Origin of the sequence: Bosea sp. RAC05 (assembly GCF_001713455.1) — a bacterium.
In the GTDB taxonomy this organism is placed as follows: domain Bacteria; phylum Pseudomonadota; class Alphaproteobacteria; order Rhizobiales; family Beijerinckiaceae; genus Allobosea.
In genome coordinates, this window is record NZ_CP016463.1 from 658,711 (window position 1) to 678,756 (window position 20,046).

Annotated in this window: 17 protein-coding genes; 9 read left to right on the plus strand and 8 right to left on the minus strand. The window is 61.5% G+C overall.

The genetic code is table 11. From position 1 onward, the window contains the following. Positions 1-70: 70 nt before the first annotated feature. On the minus strand, positions 71-544 hold the full coding sequence (locus BSY19_RS03365; protein WP_069052878.1) for a hypothetical protein: 474 nt from the start codon (positions 542-544) through the stop codon (positions 71-73). Next, a complete protein-coding gene (locus BSY19_RS03370) occupies positions 534-1,271 on the minus strand; it encodes a hypothetical protein (RefSeq protein ID WP_150129472.1) in 738 nt (245 codons plus the stop codon). The genes BSY19_RS03365 and BSY19_RS03370 overlap by 11 nt, the downstream gene beginning before the upstream one ends. 88 nt (positions 1,272-1,359) lie before the next feature. On the opposite strand from BSY19_RS03370, the gene BSY19_RS03375 reads away from it, so the two are divergent. Beyond that, complete coding sequence (locus BSY19_RS03375) at positions 1,360-1,650, plus strand: hypothetical protein (RefSeq protein WP_069052880.1); 291 nt, start codon at positions 1,360-1,362, stop codon at positions 1,648-1,650. A 38-nt stretch (positions 1,651-1,688) separates the two neighbouring features. Here BSY19_RS03375 and BSY19_RS03380 read toward each other — a convergent pair whose 3' ends face one another. Together BSY19_RS03380 and BSY19_RS03385 are read right to left on the minus strand one after the other, a co-directional pair. Continuing rightward, positions 1,689-2,072 (minus strand): response regulator, encoded by a 384-nt coding sequence (locus BSY19_RS03380; RefSeq protein WP_083247356.1) that lies wholly within the window; start codon positions 2,070-2,072, stop codon positions 1,689-1,691. Between the two features lie 66 nt (positions 2,073-2,138). Next, positions 2,139-3,128, minus strand: coding sequence for a tRNA(His) guanylyltransferase Thg1 family protein (locus tag BSY19_RS03385; RefSeq protein WP_069052881.1), 990 nt, complete (start codon positions 3,126-3,128; stop codon positions 2,139-2,141). A 236-nt stretch (positions 3,129-3,364) separates the two neighbouring features. On the opposite strand from BSY19_RS03385, the gene BSY19_RS03390 reads away from it, so the two are divergent. The 3 genes from BSY19_RS03390 (at position 3,365) to BSY19_RS03400 (ending at position 5,488) form a co-directional block, all read left to right on the plus strand. Continuing rightward, the gene (locus BSY19_RS03390; protein WP_150129473.1) at positions 3,365-4,153 is read left to right on the plus strand and encodes a hypothetical protein; all 789 of its coding nucleotides are present in this window, start codon (positions 3,365-3,367) and stop codon (positions 4,151-4,153) included. 96 nt (positions 4,154-4,249) lie between these two features. Continuing rightward, on the plus strand, positions 4,250-5,029 hold the full coding sequence (locus BSY19_RS03395; RefSeq protein WP_069052883.1) for a hypothetical protein: 780 nt from the start codon (positions 4,250-4,252) through the stop codon (positions 5,027-5,029). Between the two features lie 57 nt (positions 5,030-5,086). Continuing rightward, positions 5,087-5,488, plus strand: coding sequence for a hypothetical protein (locus tag BSY19_RS03400; RefSeq protein ID WP_069052884.1), 402 nt, complete (start codon positions 5,087-5,089; stop codon positions 5,486-5,488). 11 nt (positions 5,489-5,499) lie between these two features. Here BSY19_RS03400 and BSY19_RS03405 read toward each other — a convergent pair whose 3' ends face one another. Then, a complete protein-coding gene (locus BSY19_RS03405) occupies positions 5,500-6,423 on the minus strand; it encodes a hypothetical protein (RefSeq protein ID WP_150129474.1) in 924 nt (307 codons plus the stop codon). Between the two features lie 159 nt (positions 6,424-6,582). On the opposite strand from BSY19_RS03405, the gene BSY19_RS03410 reads away from it, so the two are divergent. From BSY19_RS03410 to BSY19_RS03420, 3 genes are all read left to right on the plus strand, one after another. Continuing rightward, positions 6,583-7,191 (plus strand): hypothetical protein, encoded by a 609-nt coding sequence (locus tag BSY19_RS03410; RefSeq protein WP_150129475.1) that lies wholly within the window; start codon positions 6,583-6,585, stop codon positions 7,189-7,191. A 24-nt stretch (positions 7,192-7,215) separates the two neighbouring features. Continuing rightward, complete coding sequence (locus BSY19_RS03415) at positions 7,216-8,847, plus strand: CTP synthase (protein ID WP_069052887.1); 1,632 nt, start codon at positions 7,216-7,218, stop codon at positions 8,845-8,847. Between the two features lie 198 nt (positions 8,848-9,045). Further along, positions 9,046-13,992 carry an Ig domain-containing protein gene (locus BSY19_RS03420; protein ID WP_069052888.1) on the plus strand — a complete coding sequence of 1,649 codons (4,947 nt, stop codon included), beginning with the start codon at positions 9,046-9,048 and terminating at the stop codon, positions 13,990-13,992. 52 nt (positions 13,993-14,044) lie between these two features. Here BSY19_RS03420 and BSY19_RS03425 read toward each other — a convergent pair whose 3' ends face one another. Then, on the minus strand, positions 14,045-14,884 hold the full coding sequence (locus tag BSY19_RS03425) for a hypothetical protein (RefSeq protein ID WP_150129476.1): 840 nt from the start codon (positions 14,882-14,884) through the stop codon (positions 14,045-14,047). 193 nt (positions 14,885-15,077) lie between these two features. Beyond that, positions 15,078-15,368 (minus strand): DUF4031 domain-containing protein, encoded by a 291-nt coding sequence (locus tag BSY19_RS26890; protein ID WP_236840347.1) that lies wholly within the window; start codon positions 15,366-15,368, stop codon positions 15,078-15,080. Between the two features lie 671 nt (positions 15,369-16,039). Between BSY19_RS26890 and BSY19_RS03430 the strand changes: the two genes are divergently transcribed. Beyond that, a complete protein-coding gene (locus BSY19_RS03430; RefSeq protein ID WP_069052890.1) occupies positions 16,040-17,113 on the plus strand; it encodes a hypothetical protein in 1,074 nt (357 codons plus the stop codon). Positions 17,114-17,120: 7 nt separating this feature from the next. Here the strand turns inward: BSY19_RS03430 and BSY19_RS27420 are convergent, their stop codons facing one another. Next, on the minus strand, positions 17,121-18,311 hold the full coding sequence (locus tag BSY19_RS27420; protein ID WP_150129477.1) for a hypothetical protein: 1,191 nt from the start codon (positions 18,309-18,311) through the stop codon (positions 17,121-17,123). A 169-nt stretch (positions 18,312-18,480) separates the two neighbouring features. Between BSY19_RS27420 and BSY19_RS03445 the strand changes: the two genes are divergently transcribed. Then, positions 18,481-19,992, plus strand: coding sequence for an ATP-binding protein (locus tag BSY19_RS03445; protein ID WP_069052893.1), 1,512 nt, complete (start codon positions 18,481-18,483; stop codon positions 19,990-19,992). Positions 19,993-20,046 lie beyond the last annotated feature (54 nt).

A 20,046-nucleotide genomic window follows, 5' to 3' on the forward strand; every position in this document is an offset into this window, starting at 1 on the left:
GGGAGCTGAAGACGAGGTGATATCTGGATCGGACGCAGGCGCATCACCCACATCGGCCGGCCTGATCATCTCAGTTGCGTTGGAATCGCATCGCCGACGCCGTCTGCGATATCGAGATCGAGGTTGTGTTCCGAACGAGCCAACCAAGCTCGTCGGCCCGGTGTCGGCTGACGGCAATGAGTATGATCCGCATCCGCCTGCCGTTGGACAATTCGGTCTGGGGATGATCACCAGCGTCCTGGCTCAGATAGGCCGTCGCGTCAGGCATGCTGGGTTCGGGATCGAACGCTGCCGCGAGGCCATTGCCGGCCGCCGACGATCCCGCGGCGAAGGTCGGCTGTGACCGCGCGGCAGGGAGAGGCGAGAATAGATCGCTGACCGGTACCGCTATCGCGGCCTGCGCGTCGGAGTAAACGGCTTCATCCGAAGGGCTGGGCTGGCCCGATGCCGCAACGCTGCACAAAGCCACAAGCCACAGCCAGACAATGCCAGCCGAGGCGCTGCGCGATTTCGGGCTCGCGATCACCGGGCGATCAGCCGGCATCGGCAAGCGCGCCGGCCATTCGGATGCTCTTGGCGAGGCTTATGAATTCAGACAGCCTGGCCGGATCGAAGTGGTGCTCGTCGAGCAAAACGCCCGTGGCCACGAGGGCGTGGGACAGGTGCGGGGCAAAGTCTGAGATGTTGCCGACCGTAAGGCCACTGGCGCAGGCCAGCGCATCGCCATCTCCCAGCTGCTCTCTCATCGCGACAATCTTGTCGAGGTGAGGCGCCGAGCCAGTCGCCGAGCCGCTGGTGGTCGGTATGAAGCCGAGCTGGGTGGCGTTGGCAGCCGCGCGGGCCGGATCCGCCTCATGGGGCTGATATTTGAAAGCCACCGAGGCGAAGACCTGCGGTGCCGGACGCCCCGATCGCACGAGGACGCCGCGCAGCTCGGCGAGTTCCCGGGTGTCGGTATCAACACCTTGAGAGGTGATGCCTGGACGATCGGTCCAGACAGCGTCGATGCGGCAATCGCAGGCCAGCGAAAGGCTGAAAGCTTCCCAGAGCGTCATCGAGAGGAAGTTGATCCCGATCCACGCATCAGGTCGCAAAACCCGGATGCTTGCAGCCAGCGGTAGCAGCGCAGCATCGTCGTCATGATGCGAGATGAGGAAGATGCCATCCGCACCGAGATCGAGGGCGAGTTTGGCCTGTTCCCGACTGAGCCGACCATCGACGTGATGAATGACCGGAAGGATGTGGAGCGGTGCGCATTTCATGGAGATCACGCTAGACCGATCCCAACGAACCTATCAATCCTTGTGCAATGCACCGCCGCCATGAATCGGTGGATACCGGTATAGAAGGATTACGACTATGAGCCTTGCAGAAATCAGGCGGGCCTATGCAGCGCGCAGCAATACAGAGGCAACCAATGGGCGGCGTCCTATCAGCGACGTCATCGCGGCACGGGCGGCCTATGTCGACCTTGCACGGAATGTGGTGCATTTTGCGCTGGACGAGCAAGCACTGGACGAGTGGTGGGATGCCGAGCGTGCCAACCGCAAGCACCTAGGTATCGAGCATGGCGATCTGTGCTGGGCCGAGCTCGTCTCGATCGTCGAGGCTCATCGCCACCGATTGATCGGGCCAGTCATGTCACCGTGATGGAAAAGCGCGGCGATTGTCCTCGCCGGCGCAATTCGTCAGGCGGGGCGCGGCGATTGGGTCCGGGAGAGTACTCCGTCGACCGCTTTGGATAGATCGTGAAAGCTGAAAGGCTTCGGGAGCTGCAGGGCATCAGGATAATCCGCCATGGCCTGATGCCCACCAGAAGCGAAAATCACCGGAATGCCGCGCTGAACCAGCACGTCTGCGACGGGGTAAGTCTGACCGCCGGCCACGTTGAGGTCGAGAATGGCAAAATCGATCTCGTGTTGCTCAGCCATCTGAAGAGCTTCGGCCACAGACCCTGCGATGCCGCTGATCCCGCAATCCAGGTCGGTCAGCATCTCTTCGATCATCATCGCGATCAGGGCTTCATCCTCGACGACCAGAGCTCTCGCCCTGTTCCCTTGCGCATCGGTCACTGACTGGTCCTCCTACACGACACCGGGGCCGTGCTGTCATCGAGAAGCTGTCGCTGATTGGGCTCTTCATGCAGCGGATGCATCGGGGTCCCCCTTAGCATCTCCACCATCACGTGTCGCCACGTAGGCTGCAATCAGCCGCAACAACTCCTGGCGACGGGAGTCCGGTGGCGTTGCCTCGATGGCGCCAGCGAGAGCTTCGGCCTCAGCCTGAGCCGACACCAAGTCTGCATCATCGCAAATCGTCTTGACACCGTTGCTGGGTCGCAAAAGCGCATCTTCACCGTCGAAAAGGAACGCAGCCGGGTTCAACAGCTGCCCGATCGGCGGCGTGTCCAGGACCACCACGGGCTGGCGAACGATCGCACCCTGTGGGCGCCTGGCCGGCGGGATACGCGAGAGCTCAGCCTCTGTCAGCGTCGAGGCCAGAGGCCGGCGCGCGACATAGCAGCCGCGCCGGAAATGAACCGAAAGCTCGTCATAGGCGACAGAGGCTTGGGACAGCATCAGTCTGACCTCTGAGCGAGACACACCTTGCAGCGCCCGCTGCGGGAAATGCGAGCGACCGGCCATGGACATTGAGTTGCGAGACGCATCGAGCTCACGCCAGACAAGAACCGCGACAGCATCGTCGCGTGATGGCACGCAGAAGGCTCTGCCGTCGAACGCCGGTGGCGATCTTCGGCAAAGGTCCGGCCAATGATGAAGCCCCTTTTGCACGAAGAAGCTCGTTGCGATCGCGGCGGCCGCGGTTGCGAGTTTGTGGAGGCGGCCGTCGAACGGGCGCGGTCCTCGATCAAGGAAGATCAGCGAAATCTCGTCGCTTTGCGTGAAAGCAAGATGGGCCCCCAGTCGCCCGACAAGGTAGCGGGACGTCTCGATCATGAGGCCACCCAGAGCGGGGTCGTAGGGCTTCATCATCGAGCGGGTGAAACGGGAAAAGCCCATGCCGTCGATTCTGATGACGGCAACCTGGCCGGGCTGGGCCCGTCGATCAGTCTCGGAGCGTTCGAAGGCCTTGATGCGATCCCCCAAAGGATCGTTGCGTGGCGGCATGGTTCACCTGCGGATTTTCGTTTGGGGCGGCGGCAAGACACTAACGCCTCAAGGACAACTCGCCAATCGATCCTTCGCCTCGTTTGGGTCACTCCTTTTTGTACGAAAGGGTAAATCGTTCAAATGCTCGATGATTTAGGATTGCCATCCATGGATTTCGTTCGAATTGTCATGAAACGGGTAATCCCGGCTTCTAGCTTCATCGCTATCACGATTCCTCCACAAGGGGCCAAGTTGTGATCCTCGATACGGCAAAGCGATACATCATCGTCATCCGCGCGCCTGAGCTCGGTCATCCTTTCAGTGATGGCGGCTGGCATGTCGTGAGCGAATGCCCGACGTACCACGCAATGCGGTCAAGGATGACCGACATCGCCTGCAGCGTCGTCGGCGTTGGTGTCGATGCCTTGCTGATAAAGGGCGAGGATGCCATTGGCGGCAAAGTCGTTCTTCGGTCGCTGATGGCCCGGGTCAGCGATAAGAATCTCCCTGCGCTCGACGAGATTGCCAGGGACGATGATGCAGATCTGCGCGGCTTTAATCTCCTCGTCGAGGCCAGCAATCAGCGCTACAATACGGCGCTTTGGCGAAAATACCTTGAAAGCGGTGCGTTCGAGGGGCTGCCTTCCGAAGTCGTGTCGCTTTTGAAGCGGATGATCCCGCGGTCTGTCATCGAGCCTCCGAAGCTGTCTCCGCTGGAGTGGCTGCGGACGACCAGGGGCTACAGCGTGTGCGCCGCCATCCTGCTCGCCGTCGTCGCGACCGGCATGGTGGCGCGGGCGAGCTCGACGCCGGAGGCAGCTCGGCCGCTGACGGCGGCGGAAGAGCGTTCCATCAAGGAATGGCGCGCCGGGGCCTATGACATTCTGCAGAGAAATCCGGAGACGGGCTGGGTCCGTCGCGTACGGGTCTATCCTGACGGGACGCGCAAGATCGTTCCCGATACCGGGAGTTACTACTATCTCGGTCAGAAACTTCCGGTCGTCGAAATGAGGGCCGGCGAAACGATCCTTGGATTGGATTGATCTCGCATTCCTTCGAATGAAGACAATCCAATCGATACCTTCAAGGATTGTTTTCAAGTTTTGCTGTATCGGTGCATCGGAACCGGAGATCGTGTTGTGTCCAAGCCTTCTTTCAAGCGCTATCTGACCGTGGTTCGTGCGCCGGATTTTGGGGCACCCTTCGACGATGGTGCATGGCATCTCATCGTGGAAAGCGATGATCACGACAAGGTTCGTTCTACGACCATCAGCATTATCCCCTGGATCGACGATATCGGTGCAGAAGCGATGATGTTGAAGGTGGTTGAAGGGAAGAGCCGTGGCTCCTTCGCTTTCAAGCCCGTCGTCATGAAGAAGCGCGATGATCTGGCTGTGCCGGCGCCCGAGGACATCGTCCGAAACGACGCCGAGGAGCTGCGCAATTTCACCGTCGTCATCGAAGCCAGCCGGGTGCGTTTCAATCCGAAGGGATGGGTCGAGTTCCTGGAGCGCAATCCCATCGAAACGCTTCCGCAGAAGGTTCAGCAGGCCATTCAGAGACTGGTCCCGGTTATCCGCGGCCTGCCGCGGGCGGCGCCGGCTCGGCCGGGGCTGCGCCAGTGGCTGACGAGCGCCACGGGTGCGTGGACGATGGCAGGAGCGCTTTCGGTGATTGCGATCACCTCAATCGCCGCGGTCGTCCTTGTCTCGAACCACAACGCGGAGAAAGATGCCGCGATGATGGCGATGATGCAGAAGTATCGCGAGGGCGCCGTCGACATCGTCAAGATGGATGGTTTTCGATCCCCGCAATGGGTCCGCACGCGTGTCTATCCTGACGGTCGGGTGGAAGTGGTCGAGCGAGAGATCGACCGGTGGGCAAACGAGGTGTTCAACCGACGCAAGTCGCTGAATTGAGTTTGTTGGGTTCACCTTGCTCCGGTAGGGTGATCCCAGCAGCTCGTCGAGGGGTCCATGCCAAAGTTCGATTTCGCCAAGAGTTGCGCCTATGACGTCGCTCAGAAGCGCGCCTTCCATGCCGCGGCCACGAAGGTTCTCCGCCACCTTGCTGTCGAGCTCGACTTCAAGCCGGGCACGTTCGAGCTGCGGTCCAACATGGGTGGCATCGCCGTGTCCGGTGAAATCACGCTTCACCACAAGGACGTCTACATCCAAGTCAGTCAGAGCACGATCGGCCTGAACAAGGGCAACGGGGTTCTGATCCGCACCTGCGAGGGAATGAAGGACTACTCAGGCGGTCCCAACAATTTCCTGACCTATGACGTCCTCGAAGACGTGGAAGCGCTGGCCGACCAGGTTCGCCACATCCAGCCAAAGTTCGTCGACGAGGACGTGGTGCCGTCTCCTTCTCCCTGAAGGCACCCTCGTCAGACTGAGAGATCGACCTTGTAGTAGGTCGGCAGGACATCTTCGCCGGCATGGGTCTTGTAGCCGATCAGCAGGCGCGGAATCACCACGACATGGCCATTCGGGTAGGTGCGTCGATGCGATCGGCGCCAGTGGAGTCGGGGTGAAGAGCGCAGGCCGTCGCCAGCAGTGTCCCCCTCGGAGCGCATCCGCTTGGCGATGTCTTTCGGGATGACGGACACGATCGAATAGGCCGGTATTGCTGCCTTGCCCTTGAGCAGGCGCGACTTGTTCAGCTTCGCAGGCGCGTCGACTTTGTCGAATGATGTGCTGCGTGACGACAGCATCAGGATCAGCCAGCAGGCGAACCCGGTCTCACCAGTGATGCGGCTGCTGTCGTTGTATCCGAGCATGGCGGCTCGCTCGCGGGCGACCCCAAGCGGGTCTGTCGCATCGATGTGAAGTCGGTCCTCGCCGGGAACCGAAACGATCCGCCAGATCTCACCCGAAAAATCGCAATACTCTTTCACCTCGCGACCGCCCAGATCGACCGGCGCCGGCATGTGAACCGTCCGGATCGGACGGACTTCGAACCCTGCCGGAATCTTCTCGATCAGGAAGCCAAAAGTCTCGCGATGCCCCTGCTCCTGGACCATGACGGTGGCCTCGAACCAGCATAGGTCGAACGGCAGAGGGATCAGGCCCTCGATGAACATCTCCTGCTCCTCGGCCTCAAGGCCCGGCAGGTCGAGCGATCCCTCTCCGTCATAGCTGACGGGCAGGGATTCGAACTTGAAGACGTGCGCCGCTTCCATCTTGCGGGCATAGGCCGTCACAGCGCCGCGCGCGGCGGTCTCAGACACGCCTTGCCCAGTGCACATGACCGGAATACCGCCTTCTGCAGATCGGCAGCCATCGATGATGCGGTGGAAGTACATGAGCATGGCCTAGCTCTCCGAATTCCCTCTTGCAAGCGCACCAGGCTGGCGCCCGCCCGAGGGAATTGGTGGATAGAGCCCATCGCATCATCTTGCAGGATCGATGAATCGATCCATTGATGTTCTCATCCCTGCCGACGATTCTGTCGTCGGAGGATGTCGCCAGTGGAATCGTCACAACTGATTTTGGATGCAGACGGCGTTCTGCTCGACTTCGTCGCAGGGTTCGATGCCTTCATGCGCAGGCAAGGCCACCAGGCTGCAATCCCGCTCCATACATCGCGTGACTACAGTCTGGGCGATCTGTGGCCGGACATGTCGTGGCCCGATCGTCTGGCGCTCATGCACCAGTTCATGGCCGACGAGAGTTTCTCGGCCGTCCCCCATATCGAAGGGGCCTATGATGCTGTGAGGATGATCCGCCGGGAGCACCCTGGCATCAAGATCTCTGCGGTCACGGCGATCGGCAGCAACCCGGCTGCCCGCGCTGCTCGCCGAGCCAACCTGCGCGAATTCGGCATCGAGGACGTGACTTTCGTGCCGATGGCCGGGTCCAAGGCTGACGAACTGTTCCGGTTCTCTCCCGGCGCGGTCTACGTCGACGATCTGCCTGGCCATGTCGATGACGGGATCGCGGCAGGTCATCGCTCCTATCTTTTCCGCCAGCCTCACAACGCGGGAACGACACGTCTTCCGACGCTTCGCGACTGGGCCGACGGGATCAATGTCGTCCTGTGTGATCTTTCGAGCCCGGTTCTCGAACCGGCGTTCTGAACCGCGCCAGCCAGTGAGGTTTCCATGACCAGGTACATCTTCATCACCGGTGGCGTCGTGTCTTCGCTGGGCAAGGGCTTGGCCTCTGCAGCTCTGGCGGCGCTCCTGCAGGCCCGCGGATACTCGGTCCGGCTACGCAAGCTCGACCCCTATCTGAACGTCGATCCGGGCACGATGAGCCCGTCGCAGCATGGCGAGGTCTTCGTCACCGATGATGGCGCTGAGACAGACCTCGATCTCGGCCATTACGAGCGTTTCACCGGAATCGCCGCCCGACGGTCGGACAACATCACCACAGGACGGATCTATCTCGACATCCTGACACGCGAGCGTCGCGGAGACTTCCTCGGCGGAACCGTCCAGGTCGTCCCGCATGTGACGGGAGCAATCAAGGAGTTCGTCCTGTCTGGGAACGAAGGCATCGACTTCGTTCTCGTCGAAGTCGGCGGGACGGTCGGCGATATCGAGGGCCAGCCCTTCTTCGAGGCGTTGCGTCAGCTCGGCAACGATCTGCCCAGGCGTGCGGCCGTCTATGTCCACCTGACGCTCCTGCCCTACATCCCCACGGCGGGCGAGCTGAAAACCAAGCCGACCCAGCACTCCGTGAAGGAGTTGCGCTCGATCGGGATCCAGCCCGACATTCTTCTATGCCGGACCGATCGCGAGATCCCTGAGCAGGAGCGTCGCAAGCTCGGCCTGTTCTGCAACGTCCGTGAAACGGCCGTCATCGAAGCTCGCGACGTTGCAAGCATCTATGATGTGCCCAGGGCCTACCATGAAGCAGGCCTGGATCGCGAAGTGCTGAGCGCCTTCGGCATCGACCAAGCGCCGCGGCCAGACATGTCGCGGTGGGATGCCGTCAGTGAGCGCATTCGCAACCCCGATGGCGAAGTCGTCGTCGCCGTAGTCGGAAAGTACCCGCTCAAGGATGCCTACAAGTCTTTGATCGAGGCCATCGGTCATGGCGGCATCGCAAATCGGAAGAAGGTTCGCATCGATTGGGTCGATGCCGAGCTGCTCGAACAGGAATCCCACGATCTCACGACGCATCTGAGCCGTGCCGACGGCATTCTGGTGCCAGGCGGATTCGGAAAGCGCGGCGCCGAAGGCAAGGTTCTAGCTGCCCGCTTCGCCCGCGAGCGGCATGTGCCCTATTTCGGCATCTGTCTCGGGATGCAGATGGCCGTGGTCGAAGCCGCTCGTGGCTTGGCAGGGGTTTCCGGTGCCGGCTCCTCGGAGTTCGGGGCCTATGACGACCCGGTTGTCGGCCTGATGCGTGAATGGGTGAAGGGTAACGACACCCAGATGCGCGGCGCCCAGGATGACCTCGGGGGAACGATGCGACTTGGGGCCTATCAGGCAATGCTGCGTCCAGACAGCCATGTCGCGCGGATCTATGATGCGATCGAGATCAGCGAGCGGCATCGGCATCGCTATGAGGTCAACACCCGCTATATGGATCGACTCGAAGATGCAGGGCTGACGTTCTCCGGCATGTCTCCTGACGGTCGATTGCCGGAGACGGTCGAGCTGAGGGGCCATCCCTGGTTCGTCGGCGTGCAGTATCACCCGGAGCTCAAATCGCGTCCTTTCGATCCGCACCCCCTCTTCAAAAGCTTCATCGCGGCTTCGGTTGAGAGGTCTCGCCTCGTGTGAGGGCATTGCGCGCGACGTCGCTAATCGATCCTGCAAGAATCAAAGCAACCCGCGTTCTTGGCGTGCATGGATTGATCCAGCGCGCTTGCTGGATTCGCGCAACAGTCTCTGGTTTAATGACTCAGTAATTCGCAAGGTGGGCAATCGTCGATCTGAAACGGCGATTTGATCCTGCGATCTTGCTGTGGGGACTGTCGCATGCGTTTTGGGTTCAGGTTCTTCGGCGTCGCCGCCGTGATCTCAGCGACCGTGGCTGGGGCCATAGCTGCAGACACGCCATACTTCCGCGCGGGCCGGGTCAGCGAACCGGTCGAGAACCCGGCCCTTCTGCAGATCGATGCGCCTGGTGCATTGTTCACGCGCCGCATCAACGCCGAGGCTGCCATCCCAGCGCCTGTCGTGCGCAACAATGCGGGGCCTTTCACCTGGAGCGTCGAATCGGGCCCTCTGCCTGCAGGGACGAACCTCGGGCCCGCCGGCGACATAACCGGCCGCCCGACCACTCCGGGCTTCTTCGGTGGAATCCGCGTCCGCGGCTATACACGCGACGGAAAATCCGGCGTGTCGGGAGCCTATGCGGTCTCGGTCATCGGCATGCCGTCAATCGGCTACGTCAATCTCACGACGTCCGTAACCCAGACCGTTCGTCTCGGCCCAAACCTGACCAACATTGCAGGCCCTGCGACCTATTTGCTGTCGGGTACGCTGCCGGCTGGCGTCACTCACGCCAATGGAGTGCTCACGGGCAAACCAACCGCGCCTGGCGTCTATGACAATCTCAGGGTCACCGTAACCGACTTCGACAATGTGCAGGCGACTTCGCAGCCGTTCAGGCTGACAATCGTCGAGGCTGCCGTGGACGTGGCCGTGCTCGACGGCGCGGGTCGCGTGGATCTTCCCTTCAATCTGCCGATAGCAGCAGCTGGTCTGACAGGGCCGGTCACCTGGTCGCTGGATGCAGGCCGGCTGCCCGAGGGTATCGAAATTGATCAGAACGGGGCTTTGGCGGGGACGCCGCGCGTTGCGGGTGCGAGCTCGGGCTTGATCCTCAAGGGTGTCGACGCAAATGGGCTGACCGCCTGGTCGAATGCGTTTTCGATCACGATCGGCGAGGCGTCGATTTCGTATCGATCGGCCAGCGCATCATTGGGGACACCCTACTCGCTCGCGCCGGAAGCCGTCGGGATCCAGTCGGGCGCTCGCTGGATGCTCAGCAGGGGTTCGCTGCCGACAGGACTTCATCTGTCGGACGCAACCGGGACGATCTCAGGAACGCCAACCGTCGAGCAGGTCGCATCGGGCCTGGTCGTGGACGTCGTGGATGTCGGTGGAACCTACCGATCGCAGCCCTTCAGCATTTCGGTCATTGCCGACACGCTCGCCATCACCAGTGCCTCGAACCTCCGGACAAGGCTCGCCAGCCCCTTCGAGACGGCATTGGTGGCCAGCAATGCGACAGGCGCGACGACGTGGGCTCTGGCCGCAGGCGAGCTGCCGACAGGGCTAGCCGTCGAGCCCGCGAGCGGCAAGATCGCCGGCACGCCCACCGAGGTGAAGACTGCCTCGGGCATCGTCCTCGAGGCGACGGACGCGATCGGGTTGAAGGGCAGGTCTGCTCCGATGACCATTGCGGTGATCCCTCAGCCGGAAGCGCGCGCCCAGCCTGTCTACACATTGCGGCGTGGCGTGGCTTCGGCGATCAAGGTCGAGGCGCTCAACGTCCTTGGTCAGGAAGACTGGCAGCCGTCGACCCAGTTGATCACGCCAGGCGTCACGCTCGACAAGCAGGGTCGGCTGGTCGGAACACCTACGACCTTGTCGGTCGTCAACAACATCCAGGCCACTGTCACCGACACCGCCGACGGCGCTTCTGGAACGTCAGCTCCATTCTCCGTCAAGGTCGAGGATTACCAGGAAGCATTCTCGATCACCGGCGTTTGGGACCGCTACAGTGTTCGCGTCGGCAAGGCGATTTCGATGACGGCCCCAACCGCCGGTCCCGCGGCTGGATCGGTCAATTGGCGCCTGGCCACCGGTGCGCTTCCGCAGGGTCTCGGCGTCGAGGTCAGCACTGGCAAGATCGTCGGGATTGCCGCTTCGGTGGGATCCGCCACCGGCCTGAGGATGGCGGCAACAGACGGCACGTCGAATGCCGAATCCAACCCCTTCTCCGTCACAGTTGCGCCGACACTGCAGGCCTCGATGCCGGCGGTCACGAAGGGCAAGCGTGGTGACGCCTTCAGTGCGGCGCCAACCGTCGTCGGCCAGATCGGGAATCTGACCTGGACCATCTCGGGCGGGCAGTTGCCGCCGGGCCTGTCGTTCGACAGCACGAGTGGCAGGGTGTCTGGTGTTCCGACACTGGCGGCGAACTACCCGTATCTGATCTTCACGGTCACCGACAGCTTCGATGGGGCGTCTGCCCAGACCCCGCCTGTGGCCATTGAGATCGACCCTGGGCTCATCGTTCGCGGACCCTCGTCTCTCAATGGAAAGTCCGGCGTGCCGTTCGATACAGGATCAGATTTCCAGGTCGATGGCGCCACCCAGCCTCTGACCTGGCAGTTGGTCAGTGGGACGCTGCCGGCCGGTCTCAATGTCAATTCGGCCCTCGGGTCCATTGCAGGAACGCCGACGACGGAGGAGACCCAGAACAACCTTCAGCTTCAGGTCACGGACGCGAAAGGGCTTGTCGGGAGGACCAAGCCGTTCAGCATCGCGATCACGGGCGGGCTGCGCGCAATCGCGGCTCCGTTACAGATTTTCCAGGTCAACAAGGCTTATGGCTTCACGCCGAAGGCCGAGAATGCCGTTGGCAATGTCGTCTGGTCGATCGACAGCGGAGCGTTGCCTCCTGGCCTCGCCTTCAGCGCTGGGACCGGGCGGATCTCAGGTGTGCCAACCGCGACTGGTGACTGGAGAGGGATCAAGCTGCGGGTTACGGATTCGACGACGGCCACAGCGCTCACCATTCCTTTTACCATTCAGGTGGTGAGCGGAGTCTCGCTGACGCTCGCCAGGGATTCGACGGTGACGGGCCGCTTGGGATCGGCCGTCAATCTGCCCCCGCCTAACGTGACGGGTGGCATCGGCAAGCTGACCTTCGACTGGGCGCCGGCTGTCCCGACACAGTCGGGTTTTGTCCTGAACGCCGATACCGGTGCTGTGACAGGTACACTGCCGCGCGATTCCTGGTGGTGGAACCTGCGCGTCACCGACGAGGCCGGTTCGACAGATCAGAAGTCGTACATGGTCGATTCAAACCCCAACGTCCAAAACGATGGCGGAGGCGTCGGCGGAGGCCAGAAGGAGCGGTCAGGGCAGGTCGGCGACTATTTCGAGTTCTATAGCGGGACGCAAAACAAGCCATACGTGTTCTATCATCTGGGAACGCTGTCGTTCCATGTCGGGTCAGGCACGCTTCCGGCCTGGGCTCGGCTGGATCCTGCGACCGGACAAATTTCGGGTACGCCCGACGTCGTTGGCGTCACTGTTGTCGATGTGATCGCCTGCGATAGTTACGATGGGAATTGCGACGGAGCCCTTCACACCATCACGATCACGGATCGGCGTGGACCGGGGGGCAACACATATCTGTCCGGCCGCGAATGGACTGAGTTCCGTCGTCCCAACGTGATCACTGTCCCTGCTGGCTTCACGCAGGCAAGCGCTTCGATCCATTACCCGCAGTACGACACCCGGATTGGCCTTGATAATGCCAAAACGGGCTTCGCGGTCGGCTTGCCGCGGCCGGGCTTCTGGAAAAACTTCGAAGTCAGGCACAGCAAAAACGATGCAGGGAAGACCGTCACGAGCTCGCAGTTTTTCGACATCGACATCGCAGCCGACCTCGACATCGACAATCGGTACCAGACCGTTTGCGTCAGGACCGGCGCGCCGTTCGAGTTTCCGACACCCAAGGTCACCGGGCAAAGGGGCAATCTGACCTTCGCCATGACCGATTACACCAAGACGCCCTATCAGCTGCCAGCAGGCCTGTCTTTCGACACCGCGACCGGCATCCTGTCCGGAACACCGACGGCTCCGTGGGAGATGAGCGGCGTACGCTTCAGCGTCACCGATGATTGGGACGGCGACACCTTCTACTACGAGCAGAAGGTCAACATTCGAGCGCCTCTGGCCATGTCCATTGGACCGGAAGTCAGGAGTGCGCGGGTAGGCGATTTTGTCTTCCAGAGCCTAAGCATCACCGGCTGGGGGAGCAGCGGCACAAAAATTTCCGTCAAGTCAGGATCGTTGCCCAAGGGTCTGTCTGCGACATATTATGCAGGCTACATCTACGGCACGATCGAGGAAGCGGGGGTTCACTCGGCCGTCATTGAAATCGAGGACACAGGCTGCGACAACGCCAAGGTCGAAGCGGTTGTCAATTTCAATGTCACCCCGCGCCTGTATGCGACATCCGAAGAGAAGGTCTACGCTCGCGTCGGTGTCACGGCTCGAACCAATCCGGCGCCTCAGGCGAAATACGCCGGTACGCCTCTGACCTGGTCTCACTATGCAGGCACGATGCCCAACGGGATGTCGGTGGACCAGACGACCGGGCAGTTTGTCGGCAAGCCGGTGGTCTCGGGCACCTACAACAACCTCCAGGTGAAGGCCGTCGACCCCACTGGCAGTGCTCAAACGAACCGGTTCTCGCTTGTCGTCAATCCAGGACCGACGATCCGGCTGAGCTCGGTCCGCTTCGATTATCACGTCCAGTCCGTCGTCGGGATCTATCCCTCCGTCACCAATGTGGTCGGAGCGACGTCATGGTCGTTGACGGGTACGTTGCCGCCTGGGTTGTCGTTCGACCCTGCAACCGGTTCGATCACCGGAACGGCTCAGGCTCAGGCCAATGTAAATCTCTCGATGTCTCTCATTGATTCCGAGGGCGCCGTTGCAGATCCTGTTGCGTTCCAGATCGTGATCGATCCTGTCCCAGTCGGGAAGTGGAACCCTTATCAGGCCATCAGCTGCCGCAACGGAGACGGTCGCTGGGCCTGCGTGCAGGTCTATCGCTGCACGACGGGCTATTGCGCCGATGCAGACCCATCAGGCCACATCTGTGCGACTGACGGGGCAACGAATGGCGGGCCGGGCGTACCGATGTGCTACGGGGTGTTTTCCCCGGTGGAGTGAGGGGCGAGCTGAGGGCTCGGCCCTCACTCCGTCTCCAGCGGGTGCGCAGGTGTCAGTGTCTCAGCTGATGCCCAGCAAACTGGAGTGACGTCACGCGCCAAGGGCCGCCAGTGCCTATCAGCGCTGATTTCCACGACGAGACGGCATTCGTCCATGAGACCGGAGCCTCTCCAGGACGGAACTCCGTCGTGATCTGCATCCCTGCTCCAGCGGGAATCGGCGCACCCGTTTCGGGCGACCTGATCAGAACCGCCTCGGATGGACGGGTGATATCGACGGTTATCTCCGCCGACATCAGGGAAGCCCCCGGGAGCCATGCTTGCAGGTCCAAAAACCTGGCCATTTCGCCGATGCTGCGAGGAGCGATCGCGCCTGTCAGGCTGAGGCTGCCGCTCACTTTCGCGATGTCCGATGTGAACGTCGCATAGGCGATGTTGCCGTCGAGGACCTTTGCAGTCGCATGACCGAAAAGTCCGCCCGTCCCATCGGATTGAGCGGCCGAGCGAAGACCGTTCAGCGAGAGATCGATGTCGTCGCCGGGGCCAAAGGCCAGCGTTGCCGTCTCCATCGTCGAGATGCGGCCTCCGTGGTCAACCGTGATACCGGACAACCTCATTGCCTCGAACGGTCGTCGCGTCCGTTCAGAAGTCGGATTGACGACATCGGCATCGAGTGCCTGGAGCGAGCCGAGCTTCAGGCCGGTCATTTTGATCGAGTTCCATCGAACAGATCCCGCCGGCGTCGAGGTCTTCGAGGCAACGAGGTTCTCGGCTTCGAATGCCGAGCCAAACTGGTCGGTTCCTCTGAGTGCCTGGATGTCGGTGGTCGAGCCGTGCGTCTTTGCGGACCGATACGACAGATCCTTTAGACCCAGCGATTGCAGGGTCTGCATGAGGCCACGATCAACGGATCTGTCGGAGCAGCCAGCCAGGCTCGACACGAGAACGCAGGCAATCAGAGGCAGGGCTGTCTGGGGCAATCTCATCTTGGTCATCTTTCGTCAGACGGCCAAGGGTAGAAGTCACATGGCAGGGGCGCAACGAATGCGTGGCCAATCGATCGTGCAATCCACCAAAATGGCCCGTCTAACGGGGGGAGCGTGCCGTATTGGGGTCATCCAGAGAAGGATCTCGACGCAAGGAACGCCGGGTCGAAACAGCCGTAGCCGGATCACCGAGCGTGCCGGTTGCCCGGCGATTATGGACCATGCAGCCGAGCTGCCGATAGCTGACGCCGACAGCTCCGAGCTTCAACGCTCGCTCTCGGTTTGACTGGCAGATGTCGTAATGATCGCCCTGGAACCAGCGTCGGGAGACGCCCAATGCATCGGCCATCCGATGGAGTTCGGCATCCGTATCAGCGACCATGTGGGACATGCGCATTCCCCGATAGGGCGCTAACATGTTGTCAACATAAACTGTCATTTGCAGCAACGTTACATGTCCAAGATAAGTGGCGTAGTAGACGGGTTCGTTTAGATCGATCTCGACCAGTGTGCTGCATGAGGTTGCAACCAACGAGGACCGAGCTGCGGTCACTCCGGTTTTGAGAAAGACCGTGGCTGACTGTGACCGGTGGTCTCACGGTGAGACTGACCATGCGGGTGCCGGGAATTTCACGGCATTGGGTCGGCATTCGTAAACCAGACCTGCTTGAGGCCGCTATGGGGAGGTTCCCCTCGCGGCCCGATTGGTGCATAGAGTACATCATTAGGGTGAAACCGAAAGTGCAAGGATAAGAACGGCAATTCCGGTTCTTGTGTTGGTGGGCCTCTTTATTTGGCGAGCCAGCACGCGAGTGAGTCCGGGGGCAAATGTCATTCAGGAAAACCGGCTTCGCATTTCGGCTTATTGCCCAAAGGTTGAGCACGGATTGAGTTGGTTCTAAACGGAACTAACTTGTCTCGTTCCCAAACTTGGGTCATAGCGGCCGAGTGAGTGTGCCGACCATGAGCTCAATCAATGCTTGGGCTGCGTGACGCGTCGTTATGGTAAGTTGAAATACGTCTCGTCCGATAACCGCATCGCGTGATGAGGGGCCAGCGCTTTTGATTGATCGCCGCAGCAAGTCCAAGGGGACCTCGCTGGATGCTCTCCGGCAGGCAAACGATGTCGTACGGGCGTGCGACGAGCAGATTGCTCTTTTTTCGGACGACGAACTTGCGGCCGGCCGCCTGCTGGAGGGATTTCTCCTGCGTCGCGATCTCGATGCCGTCGCAGAAATGCTCCAGGCCAACCCGACCGTGTTCTTCGTCGGACGCAGGAAGTCGCCCAAACCCTACACGCCTCGCAGTGTCAGGGAGACGCTGGAACTGGGTGCCATGGCGAGGTCAGAGCGATCGAACCGGCTCCTGCCGCGCTATGTCATGCACACATTCACCCGCGACCGTCACACGACACTGTTCGGCAGAGCCCCTTACGTGGCCTCACAGCAGGTCGGAGAGACGATGATTTCGTTGCGGCGGGACAACCCCTTGCCCCTCGATACGGTCTGGTCGATCGCTCTTGCCGGCATCGGCATGCTGGCGCTGATGATCCTGCCGATCTCCCGTTTTCCAGACAGGGCAATCGCGGTGCCATTGCCTCATGGTCTTCTGCTTGGGCATCTGACAACGGAGTACGACGGCTCGGCGGCTAGAGACGTGCAGCTCAATCGCGCCACCGAGCTGACAAGTGGTGGCATCGTCGAGCACCCATATGTCCCATCGCCTATGGCTGTCGATCCTGAAACCGGCGACATCTGGGTCTTTCAGGCAGAAACATACCTTCTGACGAAGGACTTCGATGCCGGGCAGAGGGCCCTCTACGAAACGCTCGTGGCCTTTCAGGACAGGCTCGCCGAATGCGTGAAGCTGCTGGGGCTGTCGTGCATCTTCCCCCAGCACGGCGATTGCGTGCGGCTGATGCGGCCAGAGACGGGCATGATGCTGCGCATCGAGCGTGCAAGGGCAGAGATGGTCGAACTCCTCCTGTCGCCGGGAATTGCGCAGGCGATGGGCAACGAGGTTCTCCCGGAGCTCGCGCCCGTCCTCGAGGCCGTCCGGATCAAGTCCGACAGCACGACCGATCAGGTGGCGGAGTTGATCCGGAACGCAGGCGGGACCGCCCAGGGACTGCGCTGACGGGAAGCTATATCGAAAGTTCGTTGAGATCCGGATCGACCACCGATCGGGCCCTCGGTCGAAGATCGAGCTCGGGCCGCTGAGCCATCACCGGGATCAATTCGTTTTTCATATAGGTCCGGAGCGTCAGCCGCTCATTGGGGATGGTGGCCATAAAGGCTTCCACCGCGTCGAACATCTCGACCGGGTTACCCTCTTCGGGATCCCATTGGCCGAGCTTGGAGCGCATCTCGATCCAGGCGAGCAGCGATTCATCGGGCAACAGCGGAAAGTCGGTCCCGGCCGCATCGGTGACGATCCCCTGAAGGGACTTCATCGCGCAGTGTGTCCGGTCGAAGTCGACATAGTCGCGATCGACCTGATCAACGATGACGTTGTCGGGCCCGATCACGTGAATGCGGGCGCGCCCGCGAATTGCATCACGGAACTGCTCGAACTGTCGACGCTCGTCGATGCTGAACCAGGCGGCTCCGTGAAACCGGCCTTCCGACAGCTCGCGATGGAAGCTGGTCACGACCGCGCCTGAGACCCGACGAACACGATAGCACGGCGGGTCGACCCGCTCGTAGAGCCGGCCACCGCTGACGAGGAAATCATTGCGCAGCAGTTCGCGAACGGCTTCCTCTGCCTCCGGCTTGCCGCTGGAGATCACCTCCTTGGCAGTGTTCAGGGAGAAAACCTGGCTGCCTGGGAAAGTCGGCATGCCACGGAAGCGGATCACGATTGGATCCGATTTGCCTTTCTCCTCGACGGCACGATCCAGCCAGTGAAGGTAGCCCCTCGTAGGCTCGGCTTCCCCGGTTCGGGATCCCCAATCCTGCAGAAGCGGGAGGAAATGAGGATCCGCTCTGTGGTTCGGGTGGACGCCACCCCGCAGACGAAGGGAAATTCGCTCATGGAAGCGCTCGCGGCTGTAGTGCCAGCAGTCGCGCCAGAGCTTGCCGTCGTGTCCATGCAGGACCAGTGCTTCAGACCGCACTTGATTGTAAGCACCGGCCCCGCGGTTCTCGAAATGCCTGGTCAGGCGCTCGTCTTCTTTCTCGTCGACGACGCGAGCTGAAAGAGCGTTCGGGCGATCCAGTGTGGGAACGTCCCGCAACTCAACGGTCAGCGTATCGGAGAAGCGTTCGGTCTTCGGCGTGCGTGCGCGAAGCGGGACATAGGTCACGGGGTACTCATAGAGGACTTTCGCGCGCATCGGACACTCCGGCAATCTGCTCGACCTTAGCCAAGCTTCAAGCAAGGCAATAGTGGGCGGCGATCAAGTCCAATCCAGTCGGGGACGAGCGACCAGGGCATGTTGCCTCTAACGCCCAAAGGATTGCATGACTTGATCCTTGGACGAATCGGGTCAGGATTGCCGTGACATGAAGATCGAAGTCGAACTGGGGCTGACTGCCGAACGGGCCGGTTCACCGGCGCCGGCCATCATCGACGTCGAGGAACTCCTGGCGACACGTCTACTGGTCCAGGGCAACTCGGGATCGGGTAAATCCCATCTCCTGCGGCGACTGATCGAGCAGAGCGCGCCGCATGTTCAGCAGGTGATCATCGATCCCGAAGGCGACTTCACCAGTCTGGCCGACATCTACGGTCACGTCGTCGTCGACGCCAACCGCAGCGAGGCCGAGCTCGAAGCCATCGCAAACCGCATTCGCGAGCACCGCGTCTCCTGTGTCCTCAATCTCGACAGCCTCGAGGTGGACATGCAGATGAAAGCGGCGGCGATGTTCCTCAACACCCTGTTCGATGCGCCCCGTGAAATGTGGTACCCGGTCCTGGTCGTCGTCGACGAGGCCCAGCTCTTCGCGCCCGCGGCCGCCGGCGACGTATCCGAGGAAGCTCGGAAGGTTTCCCTGGCCGCGATGACCAACCTGATGTGCCGCGGCCGCAAGCGTGGCCTCGCTGGCGTCATCGCCACCCAGCGCCTGGCCAAGCTCGCCAAAAACGTCGCGGCTGAAGCGTCCAACTTCCTGATGGGCCGCACCTTCCTCGATATCGACATGGCCCGAGCATCGGATTTGCTCGGTCTCGATCGCGGCAAGTCCGAGATGTTCCGGGAACTCGAACGCGGCCACTTCATCGCGCTCGGCCCGGCTCTGTCCCGGCGACCGCTCCCGATCAAAGTCGGAAGCGTCGAGACGGCTGCTCGCGGATCGACCCCCAAGCTGACGCCGCCACCGGCGCCGGCGGGAGACGAGGCGCGCGACATGATCCTGGCGAGCCTTCCGATGCCGACCGCCCGCCCCGCCCGCCGGCCGGCGCCTCCGCCATCGGTCTCGACAGACGACCTGCTGGCTGTCGTCGAACGCGAAAAGGCAAGCGAACAGATCGACGATACGGTCGATCCCGTCGCAGTCGAGCAGCGCGAAGCCACCCTGCGTAGCATCCTATCGGAGATCATGTCGGATCCCGAAGCGGCCTATCGTCCCGAAGGCGTTCTCTACCAGGATTTCCTGGTCCATTGCCGCATCAAGCGTGTCGGTGGGGCAAAGCCGGATCTGGCAGCGTTTCGCGGCTACCTGACGGTCGCGCGTGCTGGCGTCGACAGCGAAGTGGCAGGAACGCCCGAATGGGAGCGCGCGATGACCGTCGCAGCAGAGGTTCCTGAGGAGCTCAAGAGCATCTACCTCCTGCTTGCGCGCGCTGCGATGGACAAGCAGGCGTGCCCATCCGACCTCGATGTCGCCAGGGTCTGTGGCAGCCATTCTCCGAGCCGGGCTCGCAATCGCATCCAGCAGCTCGAAAAGGGGACCTTCATCGTCATCCGCAAGGACATGAAGGGTCAGCGGATCGTTGCTCTCCCGGATCTCGGCTGGGAGACGCTGGCTGGTAATCCTGACGCGCCGGCGCGCGAACCTCTGCTCGCTGCCGTCTGATCAAGGATTGCTCGATAAACCTTGGTTGTGATATGCCCGGCTCGCAGCCAGTGC

Excerpts from the sequence above, each read along its gene's own strand:
- BSY19_RS03365 (WP_069052878.1), bottom strand. The coding sequence starts at position 544 with ATGCCGGCTGATCGCCCGGTGATCGCGAGCCCGAAATCGCGCAGCGCC.
- BSY19_RS03375 (WP_069052880.1), top strand. The coding sequence starts at position 1,360 with ATGAGCCTTGCAGAAATCAGGCGGGCCTATGCAGCGCGCAGCAATACA.
- BSY19_RS03385 (WP_069052881.1), bottom strand. The coding sequence starts at position 3,128 with ATGCCGCCACGCAACGATCCTTTGGGGGATCGCATCAAGGCCTTCGAA.
- BSY19_RS03400 (WP_069052884.1), top strand. The coding sequence starts at position 5,087 with ATGCCAAAGTTCGATTTCGCCAAGAGTTGCGCCTATGACGTCGCTCAG.
- BSY19_RS03405 (WP_150129474.1), bottom strand. The coding sequence starts at position 6,423 with ATGCTCATGTACTTCCACCGCATCATCGATGGCTGCCGATCTGCAGAA.
- BSY19_RS03415 (WP_069052887.1), top strand. The coding sequence starts at position 7,216 with ATGACCAGGTACATCTTCATCACCGGTGGCGTCGTGTCTTCGCTGGGC.
- BSY19_RS03420 (WP_069052888.1), top strand. The coding sequence starts at position 9,046 with ATGCGTTTTGGGTTCAGGTTCTTCGGCGTCGCCGCCGTGATCTCAGCG.
- BSY19_RS03425 (WP_150129476.1), bottom strand. The coding sequence starts at position 14,884 with ATGCAGACCCTGCAATCGCTGGGTCTAAAGGATCTGTCGTATCGGTCC.
- BSY19_RS26890 (WP_236840347.1), bottom strand. The coding sequence starts at position 15,368 with ATGTCCCACATGGTCGCTGATACGGATGCCGAACTCCATCGGATGGCC.
- BSY19_RS27420 (WP_150129477.1), bottom strand. The coding sequence starts at position 18,311 with ATGCGCGCGAAAGTCCTCTATGAGTACCCCGTGACCTATGTCCCGCTT.
- BSY19_RS03445 (WP_069052893.1), top strand. The coding sequence starts at position 18,481 with ATGAAGATCGAAGTCGAACTGGGGCTGACTGCCGAACGGGCCGGTTCA.